Genomic DNA, 22,744 nt, shown 5'->3' on the forward strand with positions numbered 1-22,744 from the left:
AAAGCACGTATATAAAAGTTTTTCAGGAGGAAATTATGAAATTGATCGTTGCGGAAAAGCCTGACCAGGGCAGAACGCTGGCCTCCGTATTTAAAATGAAAAAAAGAGAAGGATTCATCGAGATACTTCCTAATGAAATATTCCCTGAAGGTGCATACGTATCATGGGCAATCGGCCATTTAACGGAATTGTCGGCCCCAGAGCATTACAATCCGTCATGGAAAAAATGGTCGCTTGGTACACTGCCAATCATTCCAGAAAACTTCAAGTATGAAGTGGTCAAGTCGAAAGCAAAGCAATTCCAAATCATAAAAAAGCTTGCCACCGATCCGCAGGTGTCTGAAATCATTCACGCAGGCGATGCCGGGCGCGAAGGTGAACTGATCATCAGGAATATCCTCCGTCTGGCCAACTGCACGAAGCCAATGAAGAGATTGTGGATCTCCTCGCTGACTCCAAAAGCGATTAAGGAAGGATTTCAAAACCTTTTGAATGAATCAGATACAAAGAATTTATATTTTGAAGCCTATACGCGAGCTTGCGCGGACTGGGTTGTCGGCATGAATGCATCGAGGCTGTACACTCTTCTTCTACAAAAAAAAGGCTATTCCGATGTTTTTTCAGTCGGGAGGGTACAGACTCCTACTCTCGCATTAATTGTTAAACGTGAGCTGGAAATTGAAAACTTCGTATCGGAACCTTTTTGGGAAGTGAACGCAAAATTCAATATCAATGGCAAGAAGTACAGCGGCAAATGGGAAAAAGATGGAGATTCACGGATCAAGACAAAAGAGATGGCCGAGAAAATTGCTGCTTTCTGCGATGGGAAATCTGCAGAAGCCGCAGAAGTTGTCTCTGAGAAAAAAGAATTTCTGCCGCCGCTGTTCTATAATCTTTCAGCGATTCAGGCCGAAGCGAATCGACGATTTAAAATGTCGCCGAAAAAGACGTTGGACATTTTGCAGGGATTATATCAAAGGGGAATCGTTTCTTATCCCCGTTCCGATTCCAGGTATGTAACCCCTGGGGAAGCAGAAGGCTTTCCTGCGATTCTGAATAAGCTTCAGGCTAATCCTGATTATCAGCAGCTTTTTCCATTGCCGAAATCATCGATTCAAAATAACAAACGGTATGTCAATGAAAAAAAGGTTACCGACCACTACGCCATCATTCCGACTGAACAAGTTCCTAACCTAAGCAGGCTCTCTGGGGACGAGCTGAAATTATATGACTTGCTGGCCAGGACACTGATTGCAGCGCACTACGGTCCATACATCGCAGAATATACAACAATCAAGACGGTTGTGGAGGCCAGGGCGGAGTTTATTTCCAAGGGGAAAGTCCAGCTGGATGAAGGATGGAAAAAAGTGCTTCCTCAAAAAGAATCAGATAAGGAACCAGAGCTTCCTGCTGTCCAGCAAGGTGAAACGGGAACCGTCATGAAAACAGAGGTAAAGGAAAGCAAGACACAGCCGCCAAAGAGGCTGACTGAAGGCCAACTGATTACCCTTATGAAAACGGCAGGAAAGCATATTGAAGACAAGGAACTTGAAAAGGTCCTGATGAAAGCTGAAGGGCTTGGAACAGAAGCGACGAGAGCGGGCATCATTACGATGCTAAAGGATAGAGCGTATATAGAAGTCCGCAAAAACCTCGTTTATGCGACAGCCAAAGCGAAAATTCTCGTCGCCGCTGTGGGCGGACAAGTACTGGCATCTCCTGAAATGACAGCGAAATGGGAGCAGAGGCTGCACCAAATAGGAGAGGGAGAAGCCTCTCCCAAACAGTTCATTGAGCAGACTTCGAGAATGATCAAACACCTTGTTGCTGAAACATCGGAAGGGTCCTCAGGCTGGACGTTTTCCGAAGAATTGACCAATGCTTTCGTACCTGGGAAGAAGGGTGGACGTTCCCGCCGAACTACAAACCTGGGAAAATGTAAAAAATGCGATGGCATGGTTGTGGACAAAGGGACCTTCTATGGCTGCTCAAACTATCAGAAAACAAAATGCAATTTCACACTCTCCAAGCAAATCCTTGGCAAGACGGTAACCCAGAAGAATATCAAGAAACTTTTGACTGAAGGAAGTACGGATGTGATTGAAGGCTTCCAGAGCAAGGATAGAACCTTTAACGCCAAGCTATATTGGGATGGAGAGGACAGCAAGCTAAAATTCGATATAGCAGCACAGCCAGTCAACCAAGGTGGATAGCGCCTTGTCACCCTTGTCCTTCTATAGTAAACTTTAATATGGCTATTGTTTAAGCATTGGAGGTCATGGGATGCCAACACCTAGTATGGAAGATTATATAGAACAAATATTCATTTTAATAGAACAAAAAGGATATGCCCGGGTAGTGGATATCGCGGAGGCATTATCGGTCCATCCCTCCTCAGTGACAAAAATGGTCCAGAAGCTGGATAAAGACCAGTTCGTGGTTTACGAGAAATATCGGGGGCTTGTCCTGACACCGAAAGGATATAAAACAGGCAAAAGGCTGGTAGATCGCCATGAACTGCTTGAGCAATTGCTTAAGGTAATCGGCGTAAAAGAGGAAAATATCTATAATGATGTTGAAGGAATCGAACACCATTTAAGCTGGGATGCAATCGACAGAATTGGTGACCTTGTCCAATTCTTTGAAGAAGATCAATCCCGTGTCCAAGAATTAAGAGCTATCCAAAAACAAAATGATGAAGAATAAAAATAAACACCTGACCATGCTGTCAGGTGTTTTTATTCATTCCTTAGTAAATATCGGGATATTGCTCAAAACCGGATCCATCTGCTGAAACCAAAGAAGTAGTTCCATCTGCACCTTCATCGATATTCACTCCTGAAATTGTTCCTGTGTTAGCTTCCTGCAAGGCTTTGCGATAGGATATAATCCTTCCGCTGGATGTCTGGAAACTGATGATTTCACCAGCGTTATTTTTATGTATGGCAACCAATTGTTCTTCTTCCAATTTGATCTCTCCTTTCACCCTCCTAGTCTTGCACTTTTTCCGCAAAAATAAACTTAAGAGGAATTCTCTTTTTCATAGCGAAATAACTATTATTGGAATTAAAAATAATAAGGCAGGTGAGCTTATGAGTACCTTCAATTGGGAAATGGAGTCCGAAAAACAGTGGGACAGCATGGCTTCCACATGGAATTCGAGAAGCAGGGCAATGTGGGAAACTGGGAGTCGAAAGGATATAGTCCCATTCATTAAGCAATTTCTCCCGGCTTCTTCGTTGGTTTGTGATCTAGGCTGCGGCGATGGAACAGGCTCGGCAAAGCTGGCGGAATCAGGCTATGTAGTCACCGGAATCGATGTATCAGAAGAGATGCTGGAAAGGGCCAGGCTGAACCCTCGAAATGAGAACGGTGCTTTCACTAAAGGGAGCCTGTCGGATTGTGGAAGTCCCGATAACCATTTTGATGCGGTCATGGCAATCAATTCAATAGAATGGACGAATCACCCCTATGAGTCTTTAAAAGAAATGGCTCGTATTCTTAAACCAAATGGCTATGCCTGCATAGGCATTCTAGGTCCAACTGCAGGACCAAGGACGAACAGCTTCAGGAGACTATATGGAGAAGATGTAATCTGTAACACGATCATGCCATGGGAGCTGGAAAAGCTGGCTCTTGAAAATGGCTGGAGAAAAGCAGGTGAATTCGGAGTATATAAAAAAGCGGCAGAGCAGCTTCCGCACGGTTCTTTGCCCTTAGAGCTCCAGCAATCCCTTTCATTTATGTGGGTTTTCATGTTCCAGGTTATAAAATAAGGAGGCATTATGATGAGTCGTTATTCAATCGAAGAGTTTGTGAACAATACTAAGCAGGAGGATAAAGGGGAAGGGTTATTTGAGCTGGAGACACCGAGAATGCTGGAGATCAATCTGAATGGACTGGTATGGTCGAAAGCTGGAGCGATGGTTTCGTATCGCGGTCAAATCAAATTTGAGCGTGAGGGAGAGCTTGAACACGGAATCGGCAAGATGTTCAAAAAGGCATTAACAGGTGAAGGCACATCATTAATGAAAGCAAACGGCAATGGAAAGCTATATTTGGCTGACCAGGGGAAGAAAATATCGATCTTGCATTTGCAAAATGAGGCCATCTTCGTAAACGGAAATGACCTGCTTGCATTCGAACCTTCCATCCGCTGGGATATCAAGCTGATGCGTAGGGTCGCTGGAATGTTGTCGGGTGGTCTGTTCAATGTCCGCCTTGAGGGTACAGGAATGGTGGCAATCACATCCCATTATGAGCCACTGACGCTGCTTGTCAGTACGGATAACCCAGTATATACAGATCCAAACGCAACAGTAGCATGGTCTGGAAATCTTCAGCCTGAGTTTGTTACAGATATCTCGTTCAAAACCTTCCTTGGACGTGGAAGCGGCGAATCGATCCAGATGAAATTCAGCGGCGATGGGTTCGTTGTCGTCCAGCCATTTGAAGAAGTCTATTATGCTCCGCAAAGTTAACAGAGATAAGCAAACAGCTATTGCTATAAAAAAATTTAAGAAAGGCATCGACTCGGCCGATGCCTTTTTTTGTAAAACTTTAAATATCACTTCAATCAGGAAGCATTTGTCAGGGCTGCCTTGGTGCTTGGGTCTTTTCTAATCCCATTCATATGGAGTTTCTTGATATACATAATAGTTAAGCCAGTTGGAAAAGAACAAATGCGCATGTGACCTCCAGCGGTTGTTCGGACTCTTTTCAGGGTTATCCAGTGGGAAATAGTTCTTTGGCATATCGATTTCGATGCCTTTCTCCTTATCTCGCAAGTATTCTTCTGCAAGTGTTGTTGCTTCATATTCAAGGTGGCCTGTGATCATGATTTTTCTGCTGTCTCTGCTGGCGATAATCAATGCGCCTGCCTCTTCTGATGATGCTAGCAGCTTCAGCTCTGGATGGCTTTGCAACGATTCTTCCCCTATATCCGTATTCCTCGAATGAGGAGCAAAAAATTCATCATCAAAGCCTCTTAAAAGCTTGGCGGTTTGGTCTAGCACTCTATGACTGAATACGCCCGAACATTTCTTCGGCAGAGTATATTTATTGATGCTGAAGTGATGATATAAAGCAGCCTGTGCTCCCCAGCATATATGCAGTGTAGATGTGACATTCCGCTCAGTCCAATCGAGGATTTCCTTTAGTTCATTCCAATAGTGTACTTCCTCAAATTCCATCAGTTCAATTGGGGCACCGGTAATGATCATGCCGTCATATTTCTTTTCTTTAACTTCCGAAAAGGTCAGATAAAACTCTTCAAGGTGGTATTGTGATGTATTTTTAGAATCATATGTAGCGGTTTTTAAAAATGTTATGTTTACCTGAAGTGGCGTATTTCCGAGCAGCCTCAACAGCTGTCTCTCTGTTTTTTCCTTTTCGGGCATTAGATTCAGAATCAATATATTCAACGGGCGGATATCCTGTTTGGCAGCACGGCTGTCATCCATGATGAAAATATTTTCTTTTTCCAGGACTTCCTTCGCTGGCAAGTGTTGCGGGATTTTAATAGGCAATTTATAACCTCCTTTTTAGCAAAGCTTATATTACATATTCTAGTATTCACCATATAAAGTCATCGTGGCTTTTTTAATGAAGACTTCTGAATGATAATTGCATTTATATTCGTAAAAGTAACAAAGATGTTGAAAAGAGCCTTAGTAAACTAAATTCAGTAATTTTTATTATAGTCTGAATTCTTTCATGGAGCAATTGGCTAAAGAGGAAATTTTATGACAAATAAATATTTTTTGCCTGATAGTAATTCTCTGATGGTAAAATATAAGATGGTAAGCATATAGAGAATATCTGGGGGGATTGGAAATGGAAACAAATATTCAAGTTAAGTCAGATATTGAAATTGCTCGTGATAGTAAAATGAAACCGATTGTTGATGTTGCAGCGAGCATTGGCCTGGATGCCGATGATCTTGAGCTGTTTGGAAAGTATAAAGCGAAGCTATCTTCGGAAGCTTTGGCGAAGTTGAAAACAAAGGAGAGCGGCAAGGTCGTTCTTGTCACTGCTATTAATCCCACTCCTGCTGGGGAAGGAAAATCCACCGTAACGGTCGGGTTGGCGGATGCATTGAACAAGCTAGGTAAAAAAACGATGATTGCTATGCGAGAGCCTTCGTTAGGTCCTACTATGGGAATCAAGGGCGGTGCAACAGGCGGAGGTTTCGCGCAGGTGCTTCCGATGGAGGATATCAACTTACACTTCACAGGGGACCTGCATGCGATTACTACAGCGAATAATGCGCTGGCTGCTTTAATTGATAATCACATGCAGCAGGGCAACAAGCTGAACATTGATCAGCGAAGAATCGTTTGGAAGCGAGCTCTCGATTTGAATGACCGTGCATTAAGAAAAGTGATCGTCGGACTGGGAGGGCCTATGCAGGGCGTTCCTCGTGAAGATGGCTTCGACATCACGGTTGCATCAGAAATCATGGCTGTCTTATGCCTTGCGAGCGATCTTAAAGATTTAAAACTTCGTCTGTCAAAGATGGTTGTTGCTTATAATTATGAAAAACAGCCTGTCACTGTGGGCGACCTGGGAGTAGAAGGGGCTTTGACTCTTTTATTGAAGGAAGCAGTAAAGCCGAACCTTGTTCAGACAATTGAACATACTCCGGCACTGATCCATGGCGGTCCATTTGCGAACATCGCACATGGGTGCAACAGTGTAATCGCGACCGAGGCTGCGTCCAAGCTTGCTGACTTTGTCGTTACCGAAGCAGGGTTCGGTGCTGACCTTGGAGCAGAGAAGTTCTTGAATATTAAAGCAAGAACAGCGGGAATCGATCCGTCAGCGGTTGTCATTGTTGCAACCATACGCGCTCTGAAAATGCATGGTGGTATGAAGAAAACAGAATTAAAAAATGAAGATGTTAAAGCCTTAAGAGATGGTTTCACGAACCTGAAAAAGCATGTTGAAACGATTGCAAGCTTTGGCTTGCCATATGTTGTTGCTATCAATCGATTCATTACAGATACAGACCTTGAAACAAATACCCTGAAAGAACTGTGTGAGAATGCAGGGATACCAGTTGCCTTGACAGAAGTATGGGAAAAAGGCGGAGCTGGCGGAGTGGAGCTTGCAGAGAGACTTCTTGATGTAATTGAAAAAAGCGAAAATACATTTGCCCATCTTTATGACTTGTCCGATTCACTGGAAGACAAGATCCAGACGATTGCCCGTCAGGTTTATGGTGCGGACGGAGTCGAATTTTCACAGAAAGCAAAGAAGCAGCTTATTGACTTTGAAGGCTTTGGCTGGGGTGTGCTGCCAGTATGTATGGCTAAAACACAATATTCATTATCTGATGATCCGCAAAAACTGGGAAGGCCGTCAGGTTTTACTATTACTGTAAGGGAACTTAAGCCTTCAGTAGGTGCCGGTTTCATTGTAGCATTGACAGGTGAAGTCATGACTATGCCGGGGTTGCCTAAGCTACCTGCAGCATTGAATATGGATGTTGATGAAGAGGGCAATGCAGTTGGATTGTTCTAATTAAAAATTGCATGGCCAGTTCTTTCAGACATAGTGTAAACATGGAATTAACTTTCATGGAACCTAACACACTGTAAGATGGGGCTGGCCATATTTCCTATTGTTTTTAAAAGGAGTGGAAGTATTGTTCGACCCGACAGCTTTTGAAAATATTAAAGTCGTCATCGAAGGCGATATTTATGACAGGGATTTGAGCGGAGAAATTATTGTCATTGACCGAAATGACTGGATTAATGCCGCCAAGTTGTCGCGTAAATACGAAATTTCATTCACCAAAAAAGGCTATGAATCAAGGCTGTTGTCGGCAACAATGACTATTGAGGCAGGATTGGAGAACCTCTCTGCAGAGCTTTTAGAAAGTGTAGATGCCAAACAGCTTGCAGGTTGTGTAGTGGGTATTTCCTTCACGCTCATTCATCAAAATGAATTAGAAGTTTTTAAGGAAATCCAGAAAGTGCTCACCGAAACCTGGGGAGGGGACCGGGCGATCAGTCAGACCGCCATGATAGAACCCTTGCAGAATAAATCACATATTCAAAACCATGTGAAGGTAACCTTTAACCGTCTTGTATACGAAGAACAGATCGATGACCTATCAGAAATGGTCCATTATATGATAACTTCACTAGAAAAATTAAAAAAATTATGCGTTGAATAATAATTCCTGTCAAATAGGCAGGAATTTCTTTGTTGTTTTCAGAATAATCTATTAACACAGGATAATTCTATTCATTATATAGGCTCGTGATTTGTACAAGCTTGGCAGAATAGTATGGGATAAAAACCTAATTCTATAATGAAAAATAAAATAGGGGGAGATTGTTTGAAGAAAATCGCCTGGGTTACAGATAGTACAGCCTACCTGGATGAGGAATTAAAGAATCATCCAGATGTGTATCAGGTTCCGATGACCATTGTGCTGGATGATGTAGAATACCTTGATGGCAAGGACCTGACTGCAGAACAATTATATGAAAAATTAAAGAGTGTGAAAACGGCGCCGAAAACCTCTCAGCCACCTGTGGGTGTTTTTTTGGAACTATATGAGAAGCTAGAAAAAGATTATGATCTCGTTTTTGCAGTTCTGATTTCATCCAAGCTTAGCGGAACAGTCGCCTCAAGTGTACAAGCCGCACAAGACGCCAATATTCCTGTCATAACCTTTGATTCTAAAATTCTCACTTTCCCATTGACTTCCCTATTAAAAAAGGGCATTGCACTGGCGGAACAGGGCGCATCGATCGAGGAGATTAAAGAAAAGCTAGAAATCATACGTGATTCCAATGAAACCTATGTGATGATTGGCAGCCTGGAACAGCTCCATCGTAGCGGCCGAATGTCAGGAATGCAATTCTATCTGGGAAGCATGCTAAGTATCAAGCCTATTATCAGCATTGAGGATGGGGCGTTGAATACAAAAGAAAAAGTCCGAAGCGATAAAAAAGCACGAGAGAAAATATTTGATTATTTAAGAAAATCTCACGAGAAATATGGAGTTAAGGAAGTGTACATCCTCTATGGCCTTCATAAGGAAGTTGCTGACGAATGGCAAAGTGAACTAGAAGCGATATTTCCTGAACTCACTTTCCTGAGCTGCCCAATTGGAGCTGTAATCGGCGTCCATGCAGGTGAACATACAATCGGAATCAGCTGGAATAACAAAGATGTTTAAGTGCCGACCCGGCACTTTTTTCTTTTGTTTTATTAGGAGAAGTATTGTTATATGAGATATTATGGATACATTTTCTACTGGTAGGCTCTATCGGCCAAACAGGGAGCTGAACCATGAGAAAGTGTCCAATAGAGAGGCCCTAACGGCCAAGCGGGAAGCTAAACCATGAGAAAGTGTCCGATAGAAAGGCTCTATCGGCCAAGCGGGAAGCTGAACGCAGAAAAAATGTCCGATAGAAAGGCTCTATCGGCCAAGCAGGGAACTGTATCTTGAGACAATGTCCGATAGAGAGGCTGGCACTATACCCTTTTGAAGAAAAGCGAAATGTCTCAACAAGTATATAACCCGCTATCTCAAATCGGTTTCTATGGTAAAATTAGTTCGGTAGGAAAGTGGGTGTTCACATGGAAGATAAAATCGTTATGGCAGAGGAATTTGTTAAAGCTGAGCTAGGAAAGGATTCTTCGGGGCATGACTGGCATCATATTGACAGGGTTAGGAAAAATGCACGACTTATATGGAGCAAGGAGAAGAAGGGTGACTGGTTCATTATCGAAATGGCCGCTTTGCTTCATGATATACCGGATGATAAATTAAATGAATCAGAAGAAGCAGGTTGGGCAAAACTGGATTCATTTTTGCATAGCATACAAATCGAGAATGAATTCGTTTCAAGAATCAAGAGTTGTATTGAAACAGTTTCTTATAAAGGCGGCAGGGTGATTGAACTTGACAGCATCGAAGCAGAGATTGTCCAGGATGCTGACCGTCTTGATGCCCTTGGTGCGATAGGGATTGCAAGGACTTTTGCATTTGGCGGAAAAAAAGGCCACCCGATCTATGAGCCTGAGCTGAATGTCAGGGATCAGATGACACTGGAAGAATATAGGCAAGGCGACAGTTCTTCGGTCAATCACTTTTACGAAAAGCTTTTGAAGCTAAAAGATAAAATGAATACTGAGCATGCAAGACAACTTGCAGAGGAAAGACATAGGTTCATGGAAACTTTCCTTGATCAATTTTACAGTGAATGGAATGGTAAGGCATGAAAATGATCACGATTGAAAACGTGACAAAAACATATGGAGAAAAAGAGCTTTTTAATGGGATTACCTTTACAATTGGTGAGCGTGAAAGAGTCGGCTTGATTGGTGTGAACGGAACAGGGAAGTCCTCTTTACTCAGAATTGTAGCGGGCATTGACCAGCCGGATTCGGGAGACTTGATTTTTGCGAAAGACTATAAAATCTCGTTTCTATCTCAACAGCCTGAAATGGAACATGACAAAACGGTTCTTGACCAGGTTTTTAGTGGAGAAGCCCCTATCTTAAAATTGATGCGAGATTATGAGATCATTCTTTCTGAATTGGGAAAAAAACCAGATGACCCTGGACTTCAGGAGAGGTTTTATGAACTGCAGAGGAAGATGGATAGTTCAGATGGCTGGGATGCCAATACTGCTGCGAAATCCATTCTCATGCAGCTTGGAATTTCTGACTTCTCCAAGAAGATGGGTGAACTATCAGGCGGACAGAAGAAACGTGTCGCCCTTGCTCAAGTATTGATTGAATCACCGGATTTGCTGATTCTCGACGAGCCGACGAACCATCTCGATTATGAGACAGTAAAATGGCTTGAAGATTATCTTTCAAGATATTCAGGTTCACTTTTGCTCGTCACCCATGACCGTTATTTCCTTGACCGGGTGACAAACAGGATTTTTGAACTTGATGGCGGAAATCTATATAGCTATAAAGGCAACTATGCAAGCTTCCTTGAAGCCAAGGCAATCCGAGAGGAAAACGAAGCCGCAACATTTGAAAAGAAGAAGAATTTGTTCAGGCAGGAACTCGAGTGGATCAGGCGCGGAGCTAAAGCAAGAACAACTAAACAGAAGGCCCGGATTCAGCGTTTTGACAAGTTGGATGAAGAAGTGTCAAATGTGAAGTCTTCAGAAAAACTTGATATTTCTCTGAGTGGCAGTCGCCTGGGTAAGCAGGTGCTAGAACTGAAAGAAGCATCAAAAAAATATGAGGACAAGGTGATTTTGGATCACTTTAACCTTCTCGTAAAACCTGGAGACAGACTGGGAATCATCGGCCGCAACGGGACAGGTAAATCGACTTTGTTAAATATTCTCGCAGGCAGGATTAGTCTCGATGACGGTGAAATCATTACCGGACAAACCGTGAAGATTACTTATTATACCCAAGAAAATGAAGATATGGACGAAAATAAGCGGGTAATTGAATACCTGAAAGAGACTGCGGAGATCGTCCATACCACTGACGGCAAGACAATATCGGCTGCACAAATGCTCGAGAGGTTCCTGTTCCAGCCTTATTCCCATGGAACGCCAATCAGGAAGCTTTCCGGTGGCGAGAAACGCAGACTTTACTTGTTGAAATTATTGATGGAAGAACCAAACGTCCTGCTGCTGGATGAGCCGACGAATGATCTGGACACACAAACATTGACTGTTTTAGAAGATTACCTGGAAGACTTCCCGGGTGTCGTCATTACCGTATCCCACGACCGGTACTTCCTTGATAAGGTTGTCGATTTGATTCTAGTTCTGGAAGGGAATGGCCAGACAGATTTGCATTACGGCAACTACACAGAATACCTCGAAAAAAGACCGAAACCAGAAGCAGCTCCTTCAATGCCGAAAAAGGAGAGAGTAGAACAGACAGAAAAGCCTAAGAAAAAGAAACTTTCCTTCAAGGAGCAGAAAGAATGGGCAGAAATCGAAGATAAGATTGCAGGTACAGAAGAGCGCCTCGAAGAAGTGCAGTCAGAAATGGCCAAGATCGGAAGTGATTTTGAAAAGGGTCAGGCTCTGATGAATGAAGAGAATGAGCTGAATGAACAGTTAGAGTATCTTATTGAAAGATGGAGCTATTTATCTGAGCTTGCCGAAAACGAATAAGGCCTGGGAAACCAGGTCTTATTTTTTTTTGCTTAACAGGAGAGCTGAAATAGTATTGCAACTTCAGACAGGTTCAGAGGAAAAAGAGGTAAAGCTGTCAAAAGAAAGAGCAACTTCAGACAGGTTCAGAGGGAAAAGAGGAAAAGCTGTCAAAAGATCGAGCAACTTCAGACAGGTTCAGAGGAAAAAGAGGAAAAGCTGTCAAAAGATCGAGCAACTTCTGACAGGTTCAGAGGAAAACGAGGAAAACCTGTCAGAAGATCGAGCAACTTAAGACAGGTTCAGAGGGAAAAGAGGAAAAGCTTTCAAAAGAACGAGCAACTTCAGACAGGTTCAGAGGGAAAAGAGGTAAAACTGTCAAAAGAACGAGCAACTTCAGACAGGTTTAGAGGAAAACGAGGAAAAGCTGTCAAAAGATCGAGCAACTTCAGACAGGTTCAGAGGAAAAAGAGGAAAAGCTGTCAAAAGAAAGAGCAACTTCAGACAGGTTCAGAGGAAAAAGAGGAAAAGCTGTCAAAAGATCGAGCAACTTCTGCCACGTTCAGAGAGAAAACAGGAAAAGCTGTCAAAAGAAAGAGCAACTTCAGACGGGTTTGCCGTGAAAAGAGGAAAAGTTGTCAGAACAAAGGGGCTGCTTTGGTCTGAAGGGCTTCGAAATGCTATCTATCACTCATTATGTTAAAATGGCTTCATTCCTGAAAAAAATAAAGGGGTGGGAATGTGAAAATTGTATCAATTGAACCAACGCCAAGCCCGAATACGATGAAGATCAATCTGGATGAAGAACTTCCTATGGGCAAGAGCAATAACTATAAAAAGGACTCGGCGGCCGGGGCTCCGGAAGTCGTCTTGAACATACTGGAAATTGAAGGGGTAAAAGGGGTTTACCATGTTGCAGATTTCCTTGCAGTTGAAAGAAATGCAAAGTATGACTGGAAAGTAATCCTTCCTGAGGTGAGGAAAGCATTCGGAGAAGATGCTGAGGAATCAGGGGATGCCGCACCTGAGATCAATGAGCATTTTGGAGAAATAAAGGTTCTTGTACAGGTCTATAAGGGGATACCGATGCAAGTGAAATTGACGGACGGAACAGAAGAAAAGCGCTTTGGTCTGCCAGAATCTTTCGTTACAAAAGTAGGGGAGGTCCAGACTCCCGACGATAATGTGGTAATGGTCCGCCGGTGGAAAGAACTCGGAGTCCGGTACGGGGAATTCGATCAGGTAGGAAATGATGTTGTAGAAGAACTTTTAGCGGCATATCCTCCTGAGAGACTGGAGGAGCTCGTTAAGTTGGCTAAAAATCCAGGACAGGAAGCTCAGATTAAAGCTGCGAAGAAAAAAATCAGGATCACAGAAGCTGATTTGGAAAATCAGGATTGGCGGATTAGATACCAGCTTCTTGAGCAAATGGAAGATCCAACTATAGAAGATCTGCCGGTGCTGGAAAAAGCATTGAAAGATGAGAAAGCATCGATTCGCCGCCTGGCAACTGTATATTTGGGAATGATAGAGGACAAAAATGTATTGCCATTGCTGTACAAAGCCCTGAATGACAAAACGGTTACGGTTCGCAGGACAGCGGGTGATTGTTTATCGGATCTTGGTTTTACGGAAGCAATGGACGAAATGATGAAAGCGTTAAAGGATCCAAGCAAGCTTGTCCGCTGGAGAGCGGCAATGTTCCTGTATGAAGCAGGTGATGAAAGAGCACTTCCTGCGTTGAAGGCTGCAGAAGATGATCCTGAATTCGAAGTAAGCATGCAGGTGAAACTGGCGATTGCCCGTATCGAGCATGGCGAGGAAGCAAAAGGCTCCGTTTGGAAGCAAATGACGGAAGCCAGAAAACAATAAAAAAGATCAAGGCACTTTGGACATTCCAGTAACGTTCAGGGTGTCTTTTTTTTGGAGATAAAGGTCCTGGTTTTGCCAATCGAATGATTTTCTGTATGAAATCCACTAATGTATCCGCTTACTTATTTTTAATAATTAAAATATTTAGATAATTATTGCAATACTCCCCAAAAAGAGGTAATGTAGTGAATAAAAAATCGGGAGGGACATTCATGGAAAAAGATTTAAGAATCAAGAGCCATGTATTTAGTGATGATGCCAGAAAGGCGCCGAACAGAGCCATGCTTCGGGCGGTTGGGTTCAGTGATGATGATTTCAGGAAGCCGATGATTGGAATAGCGAGTACCTGGAGCGAGGTGACTCCTTGCAATATACATATTGATAAGCTAGCGGTGAAAGCGAAAGAGGGGGCAAGGGCAGCAGGTGGAGCGCCGTTGATCTTTAACACGATCACTGTATCGGATGGAATTTCGATGGGGACAGATGGTATGCGCTATTCGCTTCCTAGTCGTGACCTAATTGCCGACTCGATTGAAACAGTGGTCCAGGGAGAGAGCCTTGATGGTTTCGTTGCCATCGGCGGCTGTGATAAAAATATGCCAGGCTGCATGATGGCGATTGCCAGGATGGATCTCCCTTCTGTTTTTGTTTATGGAGGCACGATCAAACCAGGAAAGCTCGATGGAAAGGACATTGACATCGTATCAGCGTTCGAAGGTGTCGGCCAGTATAACAAGGGTGCCATTGGTGATGAACAACTTCATAAGATTGAATGCCAGGCTTGTCCAGGTTCTGGTTCCTGTGGAGGGATGTATACCGCTAATACAATGGCCAGCGCCATCGAGGCCCTTGGTATGAGCCTGCCGGGTAGCTCTTCACATCCAGCAGAAACGGATGAAAAGCGGGAGGATTGCTATAAGGCCGGAGAAGTGGTCTATCAGATGCTAGAGCAAGACCTTCGTCCAAGACAGATTTTAACGAAGGAGGCTTTTGAAAATGCGATTACGGTCGTAATGGCTCTCGGGGGATCCACAAATGCCGTCCTGCATCTAATGGCTATCGCGCACGCTGCAGAAGTCGACCTGACGCTGGATGATTTCAATAGGATCCAGGAAAAAGTACCTCATCTTGCTGACTTGAAACCAAGCGGCAAATATGTCATGCAAGATCTATTCAATGTTGGCGGGGTTCCTGCGGTCATGAAACTCTTACTAAAAGAAGGACTCTTGCACGGTGATTGCCTCACTGTTACGGGAAGAACACTCGAAGAGAATCTTAAGGACTTTCCTGACTTAAAACCTGACCAAAAAGTCATTCGTCCTGCAGCTGAGCCGTTCAGAAAGGACGGTCCGCTCGTTGTTTTAAAAGGGAACCTTGCCCCAGATGGTGCAGTAGCAAAAGTATCAGGATTAAAGGTGAAAAGCATGACTGGTCCTGCAAAGGTTTTTGATGATGAAGAATCAGCTTCAAAAGCAGTGATGTCTAATGAAATTGTCGCTGGAGACGTATTGGTCATCCGGTATGAAGGTCCAAAAGGTGGACCGGGCATGCCTGAAATGTTGAGTTTATCAGCAATTCTTGTCGGTAAAGGCCTGGGAGAAAGTGTTGCATTGCTTACAGATGGCAGATTCTCCGGGGGAAGTCACGGACTGGTCATTGGCCATATTGCCCCTGAAGCACAGGTTGGCGGCCCGATTGCATTAATAAAGGATGGGGACCTGATTACGGTTGATAGTGAACAGAAACTGATCTCGGTTGCTTTAAGTGAGGAAGAACTTGCTGTTCGCAGGCAAAACTGGAATCCGCCGCCACTTCCAAAGCGAGGAGCACTGGCTAAATACGCCAGACTTGTATCTTGTTCCTCAAAAGGCGCTGTAACCGATCTTTTCGATGGAAAAACGGTTCAGGAGCCTGTCCATTCCTAACATGAGGTGTTCTTTTATTGCGTTGGGCATAAATAATATAGTATGCTAACACTGCAAACTATTGTTTGGGAGGGGTTTATTTATGTCAATGGCATATGAAGAATATATGAGACAAATGGTAAAGCCAATGCGCGAGGAATTGACACGTTCGGATTTCAAAGAACTGCTTACCGCGGCTGAAGTTGAAGAATTTATGGAAAATGTAGAGGGAACGACGCTTGTCGTAGTGAACTCTGTTTGTGGTTGTGCTGCAGGCCTTGCGCGTCCATCTGCAACTCAAGCACTTTTGCGCAGTGAGAAGAAGCCGGATCATCTTGTGACTGTTTTTGCAGGACAGGATAAAGAAGCAACGGCAAAAATGCGTGAGTACTTCACAGATCTTGAGCCATCTTCACCATCAATGGCATTGTTGAAGGGGAAAGAAGTCGTACACTTTATTCCTCGCCATGATATCGAAGGTCAGCCAATGGAAGCAATCATGGAAAACTTAACAACTGCTTTTGATTCTCATTGCTAAGCTGTTGGTTTTCAATAACCGGTCATTATAGCGAGACCTTAATGTGAACATTGCAATAGGTTAGGAAAAGGATGTCTAAGGACGTCCTTTTTCTATGTTGATCAGGGGATTTATCAAAATGAAAATGGTGTCAGGAGGTGTTGGGTGTGTTTGTGACGACTGCAGGCAGGACAAATGAGATGATGACAGCTCACGCAAGAGCAATAGCCCTTGAACTTAATGCAGATTTCGTTCCAAGGAAAAAAAGGTCAGTATCAGCGCTCCAGGAAATCGTAAAGGACGACTGCCTCGTTGTAGGCAAAGAACGGCTTGAACTATTCCCGCTGGGAGCTGCGGAGCCTTTCTTTTTCCACCCTAATTCTGCCATGTTTCGAATCAAACGATTAATGAAAGGGGAAACTGATCCTCTCATTGAGGCGGCAAAACTGCAAGAAGGAATGAGTTTTCTTGACTGTTCGCTCGGTCTTGGGTCCGATAGTATCGCAGCTAGCTTTGTTGTAGGAGAGACGGGATCTGTCACAGGTATAGAAGCAAGACCTGAACTAGCATATTTAGTTAAAGCCGGTCTCAAGACATGGGATTCGGGATATGAAGCCATCAATCATGCTATGGGAAAAATAAAAGTGGTACAAGATTATTCAATGGAGTTCCTTAAGGAGCAGGAAACTGATAGCTTCGATTGTGTTTATTTTGACCCCATGTTCGATGAATCGATACTAGAGTCAGATGGAATCAGGGGCCTTACGCACTTTGCCGTATATGAGGGGCTTTCACGAGAAGTGATTCAACAGGCAGTCCGTGTTGCCAGGCAAAGAGTCATCCTGAAGGACCATTTCAGAAGCAAGCGATTTGAGGATTTTGGTTTCAATGTGTACAGAAGAAAAACCGCTAAATTTCATTTTGGGGTCATAGAAAAAGAATGAGGCAAGGCCCCATTCTTTTGTGATCTCTTTACTTTGACAGTGGAGATTCATGACGGACAATAACTGATACATTATTGCTGTCCATCCTGCTCACCTTAATCCGCAATTGCCAAATAGACAAAATAAGCAAGCGTTATTAGACTGACTGCAACAGCGACCCACTCCATACTCTTGACCTCCCTTTTTCACTTCTTTAAAGAAGCCTCTACTATTTCCTTATTACCATTTTTAAAAAATCTGAAACCCTTTGCCCAATTTTTCGTATAAACAAGTTATAATAATACTAAGTAAATATTTCATAGTATCACCTATTTTGATTTTTTCTACGGAACTAACTGAAGACAGATTGATATATTTGCAGATGAAAATTCCTATATCCATAAGGACGTGATCGACATGCCGGCATGGCTGCGCAAATCGCTCGTTGTCATGATTTCAATTGTCTCGTTTGGGATGGTATCTCCTGCGCAGGCGAATGGATTTCTGACAACCACTGAAAGATCTGAAAAATCGACTGCTGCTGAAACAAGTTTCATTGATTCTCTGGATGTCCCTTTAGATGAGGAAGCGGAAAGGGACACATTCATGCATAGAGCAATGAGAGAAGCCGAACTGCAATCTTTCCAGAAGTTTGGAACGAAAATTGGCCCGGTGATTGAGGATGAATTTAGGCAGACCATTTTGCCTAACATTGAAAAAGCAATTGAAATGGTAGCACTGCAATATCCAGGAGAAAAGTTGAATTCACTGCGTATCACAGAAATGCCTGGTGGTGGTGAATCTGAAAAGATTTTTCATATTATCGGGGACAGTGGCAAGGACATTATCCGATTCCACGTGAGGAGAGACCAGCCGCCAAAGGATGGTTTCTGGTTTAATTTCCACTACCACACGTATCATGATAACTTCCAGACTCATTATGAGCTTGGGAAAATATTCTGGGCAAAAAATACTCCGCCTAAATGGAGAAGCTGAACATAATCCTGCATTCGAAAACAGCTTTTCTGCCTTAAAAAATATGCGTGAATCCCATTTATTTTGGCTTATTAGGACTTAAATTAAGAAAAACGAAATAAGTTTTTATAGAGGCCCGGCTGATGCTGGGTTTTTCTGTACAAAGCCTAAGAACCAAAAATGGGAGGAACATCTAGAATGGCAGACATACTGCAAGGGTTTGTTGATACTTATGTCCAGTTTTTTAATTGGGATATGTGGGTCGAGGTTTTAACGGATCCTGTCAGCTGGGGGCTTATTGGTACACTCGTCATCCTTGAAGGGCTTTTATCTGCTGACAACGCCTTAGTGCTGGCGGTCATGGTGAAACACTTGCCAGAAAAACAGAGGAAAAGAGCTTTATTCTATGGGTTGCTTGGCGCATATGCGTTCAGGTTCATTGCAATTGGAATAGGAGTTTATTTAATTGAATTCTGGTGGGTGAAGGTATTAGGAGCCGGATATCTGGCGTGGCTGGCAATCAAATATTTTATCGAAAAGAAAAAAGGTGAACATCAGGATAGCGGGGAAGCTGCAGGAATCAATCAGAGCGGTCTGCTGATACGGTTATTCGGTACCTTCTGGGGGACGGTGGCTGCAGTGGAATTGATGGACATTGCATTCTCCGTGGACAGTGTCCTCGCGGCTTTGGGAATCAGCGAGGAAGTATGGGTCTTGCTCCTCGGGGGAATGCTTGGTGTTTTGATGATGCGGGGGGTTGCTGGAGTATTTCTTAGATTGATTGAGAAGATTCCCGAACTTGAGACAACAGCCTACATTCTGATTTTTATCATTTCGGCGAAAATGTTGGCTGGTGTGTTTGGCTTCCATTTAGAACATGCCTACTTCTTTATTCTGTTGCTGATTACTTTCGCAGCAACATTTGTCCTACACTATATTAATAAGAAGAAAGCTGAAGTGAATGAACAGCAAAAAAATGTCCAATAACGGCATTGAGGAACGGATACAGATCTGTTCCTTTTTATTATTTTGCAGGACGATTGTCACTAAAAATAGATTTACTTATCATAGTTCCTGACAGGGCTGATCACTCTAACTGTTCTCCTGACAAATAAGAATAGGCAGGCAAATGATACATAGGTAAGTAAAAAAGTACATGTGAAGTGTAAAAATGTGGAGGCAGATGGAGTGATTAAAACGGTGAGTATAAGTGAATAAAATAATAAATCAAACAAAACTAGTCCGCCTGAGCACAACGCCTGACTGACTTCCTGTAATTCAAGCTGCATTTCTTCAACAGGCTCTCTTTTAAAAATAAAGCGCATGTGATTTCACCTTCCATGTTTAAGTATTCATCTATATGCGAGGGTAGGCTGAAAGGTGAAATAAAGAAATTGCGGCAATGGATGAAACTTTAGCGGTTCTTCGACCGTATGGCTATTAGATCCAAAAAATTAAGACACCTCTATATGTATGGTATGATAATGGCAGACAATTCGAAATCGACATTCAATTTTAGATTAACGTCCTCAGCAGGAAGTGATTCTATGCATCCAACAAACACCAAATTAATCATCCACCCGGTAACTGTTACATACGATAACTGTTTGGCCATGTTAAATACTCCTTCTAGGGAGCGGGCTCTTTATAAAAAAGAGGGCCCTTATACACATATCAGCCAAGTGGTTGCTAGTTTCATTGGCATTCCTCATGATGAAGATGCATATTATAACCAATTGTATGACTATGTTCACTCTCATGGGCTAGTCTTGTTAAGCGACTCTTCACTGAAAAATTCAACCGTCCATATTGAATCCATACAGCAAATAAGCAGGTTCGTCAATGAACAAAACTTATCCATTAAAAGCTTTGTTTCCCATTTGGATGCAGAAAGGCTGCTGCCCACTATAGAGAACTTCCTGATCAATAGGCAAATAAGAGAAGCAGCGATTAAAATGATTGAACTGTATACGAATTTGGAAAAAGAGGGGCTCGAGAGCAAAGGGTTTTTTGTTGTTCTCAATGATGTAATGGAATGGATTGTCCAGCTGGAGAATCATCTAAAGAACGCGGACCCTGATGAGAGGATGCCTGCGTTTTTGTGGTATGGGAACTATAAAAAAAGTCACCAGTATTTGCTGTTCTTTCTAATTGAAATGGGCTGCGACATCGTTTCCTTCAATCCGGCGGGCAATGACATATTATCGATAGGGGAACAGGATGGATTGAAAACATTTTTTCATATTTTCCCGGAAACCAGTACTCCAGAGCCATTTCCAAAGGAAAAGCGGTTGAAGACCACCACTACAGTCGCATTCAGGGCTTCTAAGGAAATCGAAAAAATACTCGACTGTGAAGGTACAGTGATTTATAAACCATGGCAGCTAAGAGAGTACATTCCTAATGCCATTACGTTAAGAACAACGTATGACGAAATGTTTCTGATTTCCAGGGAAAAGGCGATGTTCAGACCACATTTTGACTTACAGAGGAAGTTCGTGAAAATTCCAGTCTTATTTGCAAAGGTCAATGGCGTGACAAGTAATCGCCGTGAATATTGGAACCGTCTTCATGGCTTGATGCTTCAGGAAAATACCTATCTGGTAAAAAGCTTGCCTGTTTCTCCAGGTGCGAATAATGACTTTCGGTTTCATTATCAAAAGTCATTGGATCGTGATGGGCTTATCAATCCGGAAAAGATGGCAGGTGCCCATTATTGGAAGTATAGTCATCTGCCTGCCGGGCTGCAAAATGGCCTGGCTACAGCAATCAGAAACATATGTGCAGCTCCTAAACTTAAGCCAAGGAATAGTGAGAAAGAAGATGATGTCAAAGTTTATTTGTTCAATCAGGCAATGCAGATACCGGAGATTATTTTGAAAATGCTGCAGAAATTCGACTACTCCCAGAACGTGCCTAAGTTGATTCTCTTCAATAACCAACTCAACGGATCGCTGACCAGGCCAGATGCCGCGCTCCTGCTGTTATTGAATCAATTTGGAGTTGACATAGTGATTTATAACCCTGCGGGGCAAAGTGACATCGAAAATTACATCGATCAAAGTGCCTTCGTATCCCACTGGCTTGAGGACGTTGTATTCGAACAAGAGCTAAAGGAGCCTTCCGTCATAAAAAAGGTTATTTTTCATGGCATCTCAAAAATCCTAAGGAGAGATTAAGCTGATGAATCCAACACATGATCAAAGTGTCAGCTCTTCAAATGGCAAGTCTATGAATGAAGCGCCGCTTTCTCATATTAAGTTGGCTTTAAGGAATGAACCTGAAATACAGAGGCTTGCACGGAGCATTGATGAAAATACCATCAATATCCTTCAATATGGCAAGGAGCCGTCGGTTGAGATTTCACGTTTCTCGGAACGGATTCTTGAAATAATGAGTATGACCAATGCAGAGGACTATGGAGAACTGCTCAAGCAATTAAACAAGGTCATGGATCGTTATGACAAAAAGGATTTTGAAAAAGCCATAGGAGGAATTTTAAGCAAGTTATTCAGGAACAGTGGGAAGATGACAGATAGGCTGTACCAGAAATATCAGTCGATGGGGAAAGAAATAGAATTGGTTTATATAAGAATATCTAAGTACAAAAGTGAAATGACAGAAATGACGAACCTGCTTGAACGTCTGCATGAACAGATTCTTCAGGATTATTTGACACTTGAAAAATACGTTGTGGGTGCAGAATTGAAGCTGGAGGAATGGAAGACAAAAAAACTTCCGCATCTCGAACAAAATGAATTGAAAGGGAATCAATTGTCATCCATGGAACTTGATTCATTACGAAATGCGACTGAGCTTCTTGAAAAAAGAATCCATGATCTTGAAATCGCGAAGACGATCGCTTTGCAGACTGCGCCCCAAATAAAGCAGCTACAGCGTGGAAATGAGAAACTGGTCAGCAAAATAAACTCTGCTTTTCTAATGACCATTCCCATTTTCAAGAAAGGATTGATACAGGCTGCAGCAGCTAAGAGGCAAAATTTAATGACAGATTCGATGAAAGAGCTCGATCGGAGCACGAATGAGGTAATGGTCAAGAATGCCCAGGACATTGCCGCCAACAATGTGAATCTCGTCCGCCATTTAGGTACACCAGGCATCAGGATTGAGACAATTGAAGAATGCTATCAGATAATTCTTAATGGAATGAAGGAAATCAAGGCAATTGAGGATGAAAATAAGCGTCTGTATGAAGAAGGTAAGCAGCACTTGAAACAGCTTCAGGAAACCTACAAGCAGTAAACATAAGCAGTCATAATTGATTCTTTGTCCATTAAAAAACTCACCCAAGCACTGATTTGGGTGAGTTTTTTAATGACAAATAATAAAGGCCTTCCTGAAATTCTCAATCAGCAGGCAAGCAATCATATGTTATAATTTTAGTAGATTACTATAGTGAAATTTCCACGGATTAATGACTCTTCCACC

Annotated in this window: 19 protein-coding genes; 17 read left to right on the forward strand and 2 right to left on the reverse strand. The window is 42.8% G+C overall.

Going from position 1 to position 22,744, the window contains the following annotated elements:
- Positions 1-35: 35 nt before the first annotated feature.
- Both AB5I83_RS02960 and mntR read left to right on the forward strand, forming a co-directional pair.
- Positions 36-2,213, forward strand: a complete 2,178-nt coding sequence (locus tag AB5I83_RS02960) for a DNA topoisomerase III (protein WP_448972693.1) — start codon at positions 36-38, stop codon at positions 2,211-2,213.
- A gap of 70 nt (positions 2,214-2,283) precedes the next feature.
- Entirely contained in the window at positions 2,284-2,706 is a 423-nt protein-coding gene (gene mntR, locus AB5I83_RS02965) for a transcriptional regulator MntR (protein WP_226085213.1), read from the forward strand.
- 43 nt (positions 2,707-2,749) lie between these two features.
- On the opposite strand, the gene AB5I83_RS02970 is transcribed toward mntR, so the two are convergent.
- Positions 2,750-2,968: a DUF3892 domain-containing protein gene (locus AB5I83_RS02970; RefSeq protein WP_448972695.1), complete on the reverse strand. Its 219-nt coding sequence runs from the start codon at positions 2,966-2,968 to the stop codon at positions 2,750-2,752.
- A 124-nt stretch (positions 2,969-3,092) separates the two neighbouring features.
- Here AB5I83_RS02970 and AB5I83_RS02975 point away from each other — a divergent pair, with 124 nt between their 5' ends.
- Both AB5I83_RS02975 and AB5I83_RS02980 read left to right on the forward strand, forming a co-directional pair.
- Complete coding sequence (locus tag AB5I83_RS02975; protein ID WP_448972697.1) at positions 3,093-3,776, forward strand: class I SAM-dependent methyltransferase; 684 nt, start codon at positions 3,093-3,095, stop codon at positions 3,774-3,776.
- A 12-nt stretch (positions 3,777-3,788) separates the two neighbouring features.
- Entirely contained in the window at positions 3,789-4,481 is a 693-nt protein-coding gene (locus tag AB5I83_RS02980; protein ID WP_448973889.1) for an AIM24 family protein, read from the forward strand.
- A 138-nt stretch (positions 4,482-4,619) separates the two neighbouring features.
- On the opposite strand, the gene metA is transcribed toward AB5I83_RS02980, so the two are convergent.
- Positions 4,620-5,528, reverse strand: a complete 909-nt coding sequence (metA, locus tag AB5I83_RS02985) for a homoserine O-acetyltransferase MetA (RefSeq protein ID WP_448972698.1) — start codon at positions 5,526-5,528, stop codon at positions 4,620-4,622.
- A 307-nt stretch (positions 5,529-5,835) separates the two neighbouring features.
- Here metA and AB5I83_RS02990 point away from each other — a divergent pair, with 307 nt between their 5' ends.
- The 13 genes from AB5I83_RS02990 to AB5I83_RS03050 all read left to right on the forward strand — a co-directional run bounded on the left by AB5I83_RS02990 (position 5,836) and on the right by AB5I83_RS03050 (position 22,558).
- The gene (locus AB5I83_RS02990; RefSeq protein WP_448972700.1) at positions 5,836-7,524 is read left to right on the forward strand and encodes a formate--tetrahydrofolate ligase; all 1,689 of its coding nucleotides are present in this window, start codon (positions 5,836-5,838) and stop codon (positions 7,522-7,524) included.
- Between the two features lie 124 nt (positions 7,525-7,648).
- Complete coding sequence (locus tag AB5I83_RS02995) at positions 7,649-8,182, forward strand: hypothetical protein (protein ID WP_448972702.1); 534 nt, start codon at positions 7,649-7,651, stop codon at positions 8,180-8,182.
- 165 nt (positions 8,183-8,347) lie between these two features.
- Complete coding sequence (locus tag AB5I83_RS03000) at positions 8,348-9,196, forward strand: DegV family protein (protein WP_226085207.1); 849 nt, start codon at positions 8,348-8,350, stop codon at positions 9,194-9,196.
- 404 nt (positions 9,197-9,600) lie between these two features.
- Entirely contained in the window at positions 9,601-10,245 is a 645-nt protein-coding gene (locus AB5I83_RS03005) for an HD domain-containing protein (protein WP_448972703.1), read from the forward strand.
- Entirely contained in the window at positions 10,242-12,125 is a 1,884-nt protein-coding gene (locus AB5I83_RS03010; RefSeq protein ID WP_448972705.1) for an ABC-F family ATP-binding cassette domain-containing protein, read from the forward strand. The genes AB5I83_RS03005 and AB5I83_RS03010 overlap by 4 nt, the downstream gene beginning before the upstream one ends.
- A gap of 720 nt (positions 12,126-12,845) precedes the next feature.
- Positions 12,846-13,976 carry a conserved virulence factor C family protein gene (locus tag AB5I83_RS03015; protein ID WP_448972707.1) on the forward strand — a complete coding sequence of 377 codons (1,131 nt, stop codon included), beginning with the start codon at positions 12,846-12,848 and terminating at the stop codon, positions 13,974-13,976.
- A 212-nt stretch (positions 13,977-14,188) separates the two neighbouring features.
- Positions 14,189-15,901: a dihydroxy-acid dehydratase gene (gene ilvD, locus AB5I83_RS03020; protein ID WP_448972709.1), complete on the forward strand. Its 1,713-nt coding sequence runs from the start codon at positions 14,189-14,191 to the stop codon at positions 15,899-15,901.
- Between the two features lie 82 nt (positions 15,902-15,983).
- A complete protein-coding gene (locus AB5I83_RS03025; RefSeq protein ID WP_448972711.1) occupies positions 15,984-16,418 on the forward strand; it encodes a BrxA/BrxB family bacilliredoxin in 435 nt (144 codons plus the stop codon).
- Between the two features lie 146 nt (positions 16,419-16,564).
- Complete coding sequence (locus AB5I83_RS03030; RefSeq protein WP_448972712.1) at positions 16,565-17,341, forward strand: class I SAM-dependent methyltransferase; 777 nt, start codon at positions 16,565-16,567, stop codon at positions 17,339-17,341.
- A 396-nt stretch (positions 17,342-17,737) separates the two neighbouring features.
- Positions 17,738-18,316: a YpjP family protein gene (locus AB5I83_RS03035; protein WP_448972713.1), complete on the forward strand. Its 579-nt coding sequence runs from the start codon at positions 17,738-17,740 to the stop codon at positions 18,314-18,316.
- A 177-nt stretch (positions 18,317-18,493) separates the two neighbouring features.
- Complete coding sequence (locus AB5I83_RS03040) at positions 18,494-19,282, forward strand: TerC family protein (protein WP_448972715.1); 789 nt, start codon at positions 18,494-18,496, stop codon at positions 19,280-19,282.
- Positions 19,283-19,842: 560 nt separating this feature from the next.
- The gene (locus tag AB5I83_RS03045; RefSeq protein WP_448972717.1) at positions 19,843-21,474 is read left to right on the forward strand and encodes a YceG family protein; all 1,632 of its coding nucleotides are present in this window, start codon (positions 19,843-19,845) and stop codon (positions 21,472-21,474) included.
- Between the two features lie 4 nt (positions 21,475-21,478).
- Complete coding sequence (locus AB5I83_RS03050; protein WP_448972719.1) at positions 21,479-22,558, forward strand: toxic anion resistance protein; 1,080 nt, start codon at positions 21,479-21,481, stop codon at positions 22,556-22,558.
- Positions 22,559-22,744: the final 186 nt, after the last annotated feature.

This window comes from Mesobacillus sp. LC4 (assembly GCF_053543455.1).

What these genes read in the sequence shown, in the direction of transcription:
- AB5I83_RS02960 (WP_448972693.1), top strand. Translation starts at nt 36, where the DNA reads ATGAAATTGATCGTTGCGGAAAAGCCTGACCAGGGCAGAACGCTGGCC.
- mntR (WP_226085213.1), top strand. Translation starts at nt 2,284, where the DNA reads ATGCCAACACCTAGTATGGAAGATTATATAGAACAAATATTCATTTTA.
- AB5I83_RS02975 (WP_448972697.1), top strand. Translation starts at nt 3,093, where the DNA reads ATGAGTACCTTCAATTGGGAAATGGAGTCCGAAAAACAGTGGGACAGC.
- AB5I83_RS02980 (WP_448973889.1), top strand. Translation starts at nt 3,789, where the DNA reads ATGAGTCGTTATTCAATCGAAGAGTTTGTGAACAATACTAAGCAGGAG.
- AB5I83_RS02990 (WP_448972700.1), top strand. Translation starts at nt 5,836, where the DNA reads ATGGAAACAAATATTCAAGTTAAGTCAGATATTGAAATTGCTCGTGAT.
- AB5I83_RS03005 (WP_448972703.1), top strand. Translation starts at nt 9,601, where the DNA reads ATGGAAGATAAAATCGTTATGGCAGAGGAATTTGTTAAAGCTGAGCTA.
- AB5I83_RS03010 (WP_448972705.1), top strand. Translation starts at nt 10,242, where the DNA reads ATGAAAATGATCACGATTGAAAACGTGACAAAAACATATGGAGAAAAA.
- ilvD (WP_448972709.1), top strand. Translation starts at nt 14,189, where the DNA reads ATGGAAAAAGATTTAAGAATCAAGAGCCATGTATTTAGTGATGATGCC.
- AB5I83_RS03025 (WP_448972711.1), top strand. Translation starts at nt 15,984, where the DNA reads ATGTCAATGGCATATGAAGAATATATGAGACAAATGGTAAAGCCAATG.
- AB5I83_RS03035 (WP_448972713.1), top strand. Translation starts at nt 17,738, where the DNA reads ATGCCGGCATGGCTGCGCAAATCGCTCGTTGTCATGATTTCAATTGTC.
- AB5I83_RS03040 (WP_448972715.1), top strand. Translation starts at nt 18,494, where the DNA reads ATGGCAGACATACTGCAAGGGTTTGTTGATACTTATGTCCAGTTTTTT.
- AB5I83_RS03045 (WP_448972717.1), top strand. Translation starts at nt 19,843, where the DNA reads ATGCATCCAACAAACACCAAATTAATCATCCACCCGGTAACTGTTACA.
- AB5I83_RS03050 (WP_448972719.1), top strand. Translation starts at nt 21,479, where the DNA reads ATGAATCCAACACATGATCAAAGTGTCAGCTCTTCAAATGGCAAGTCT.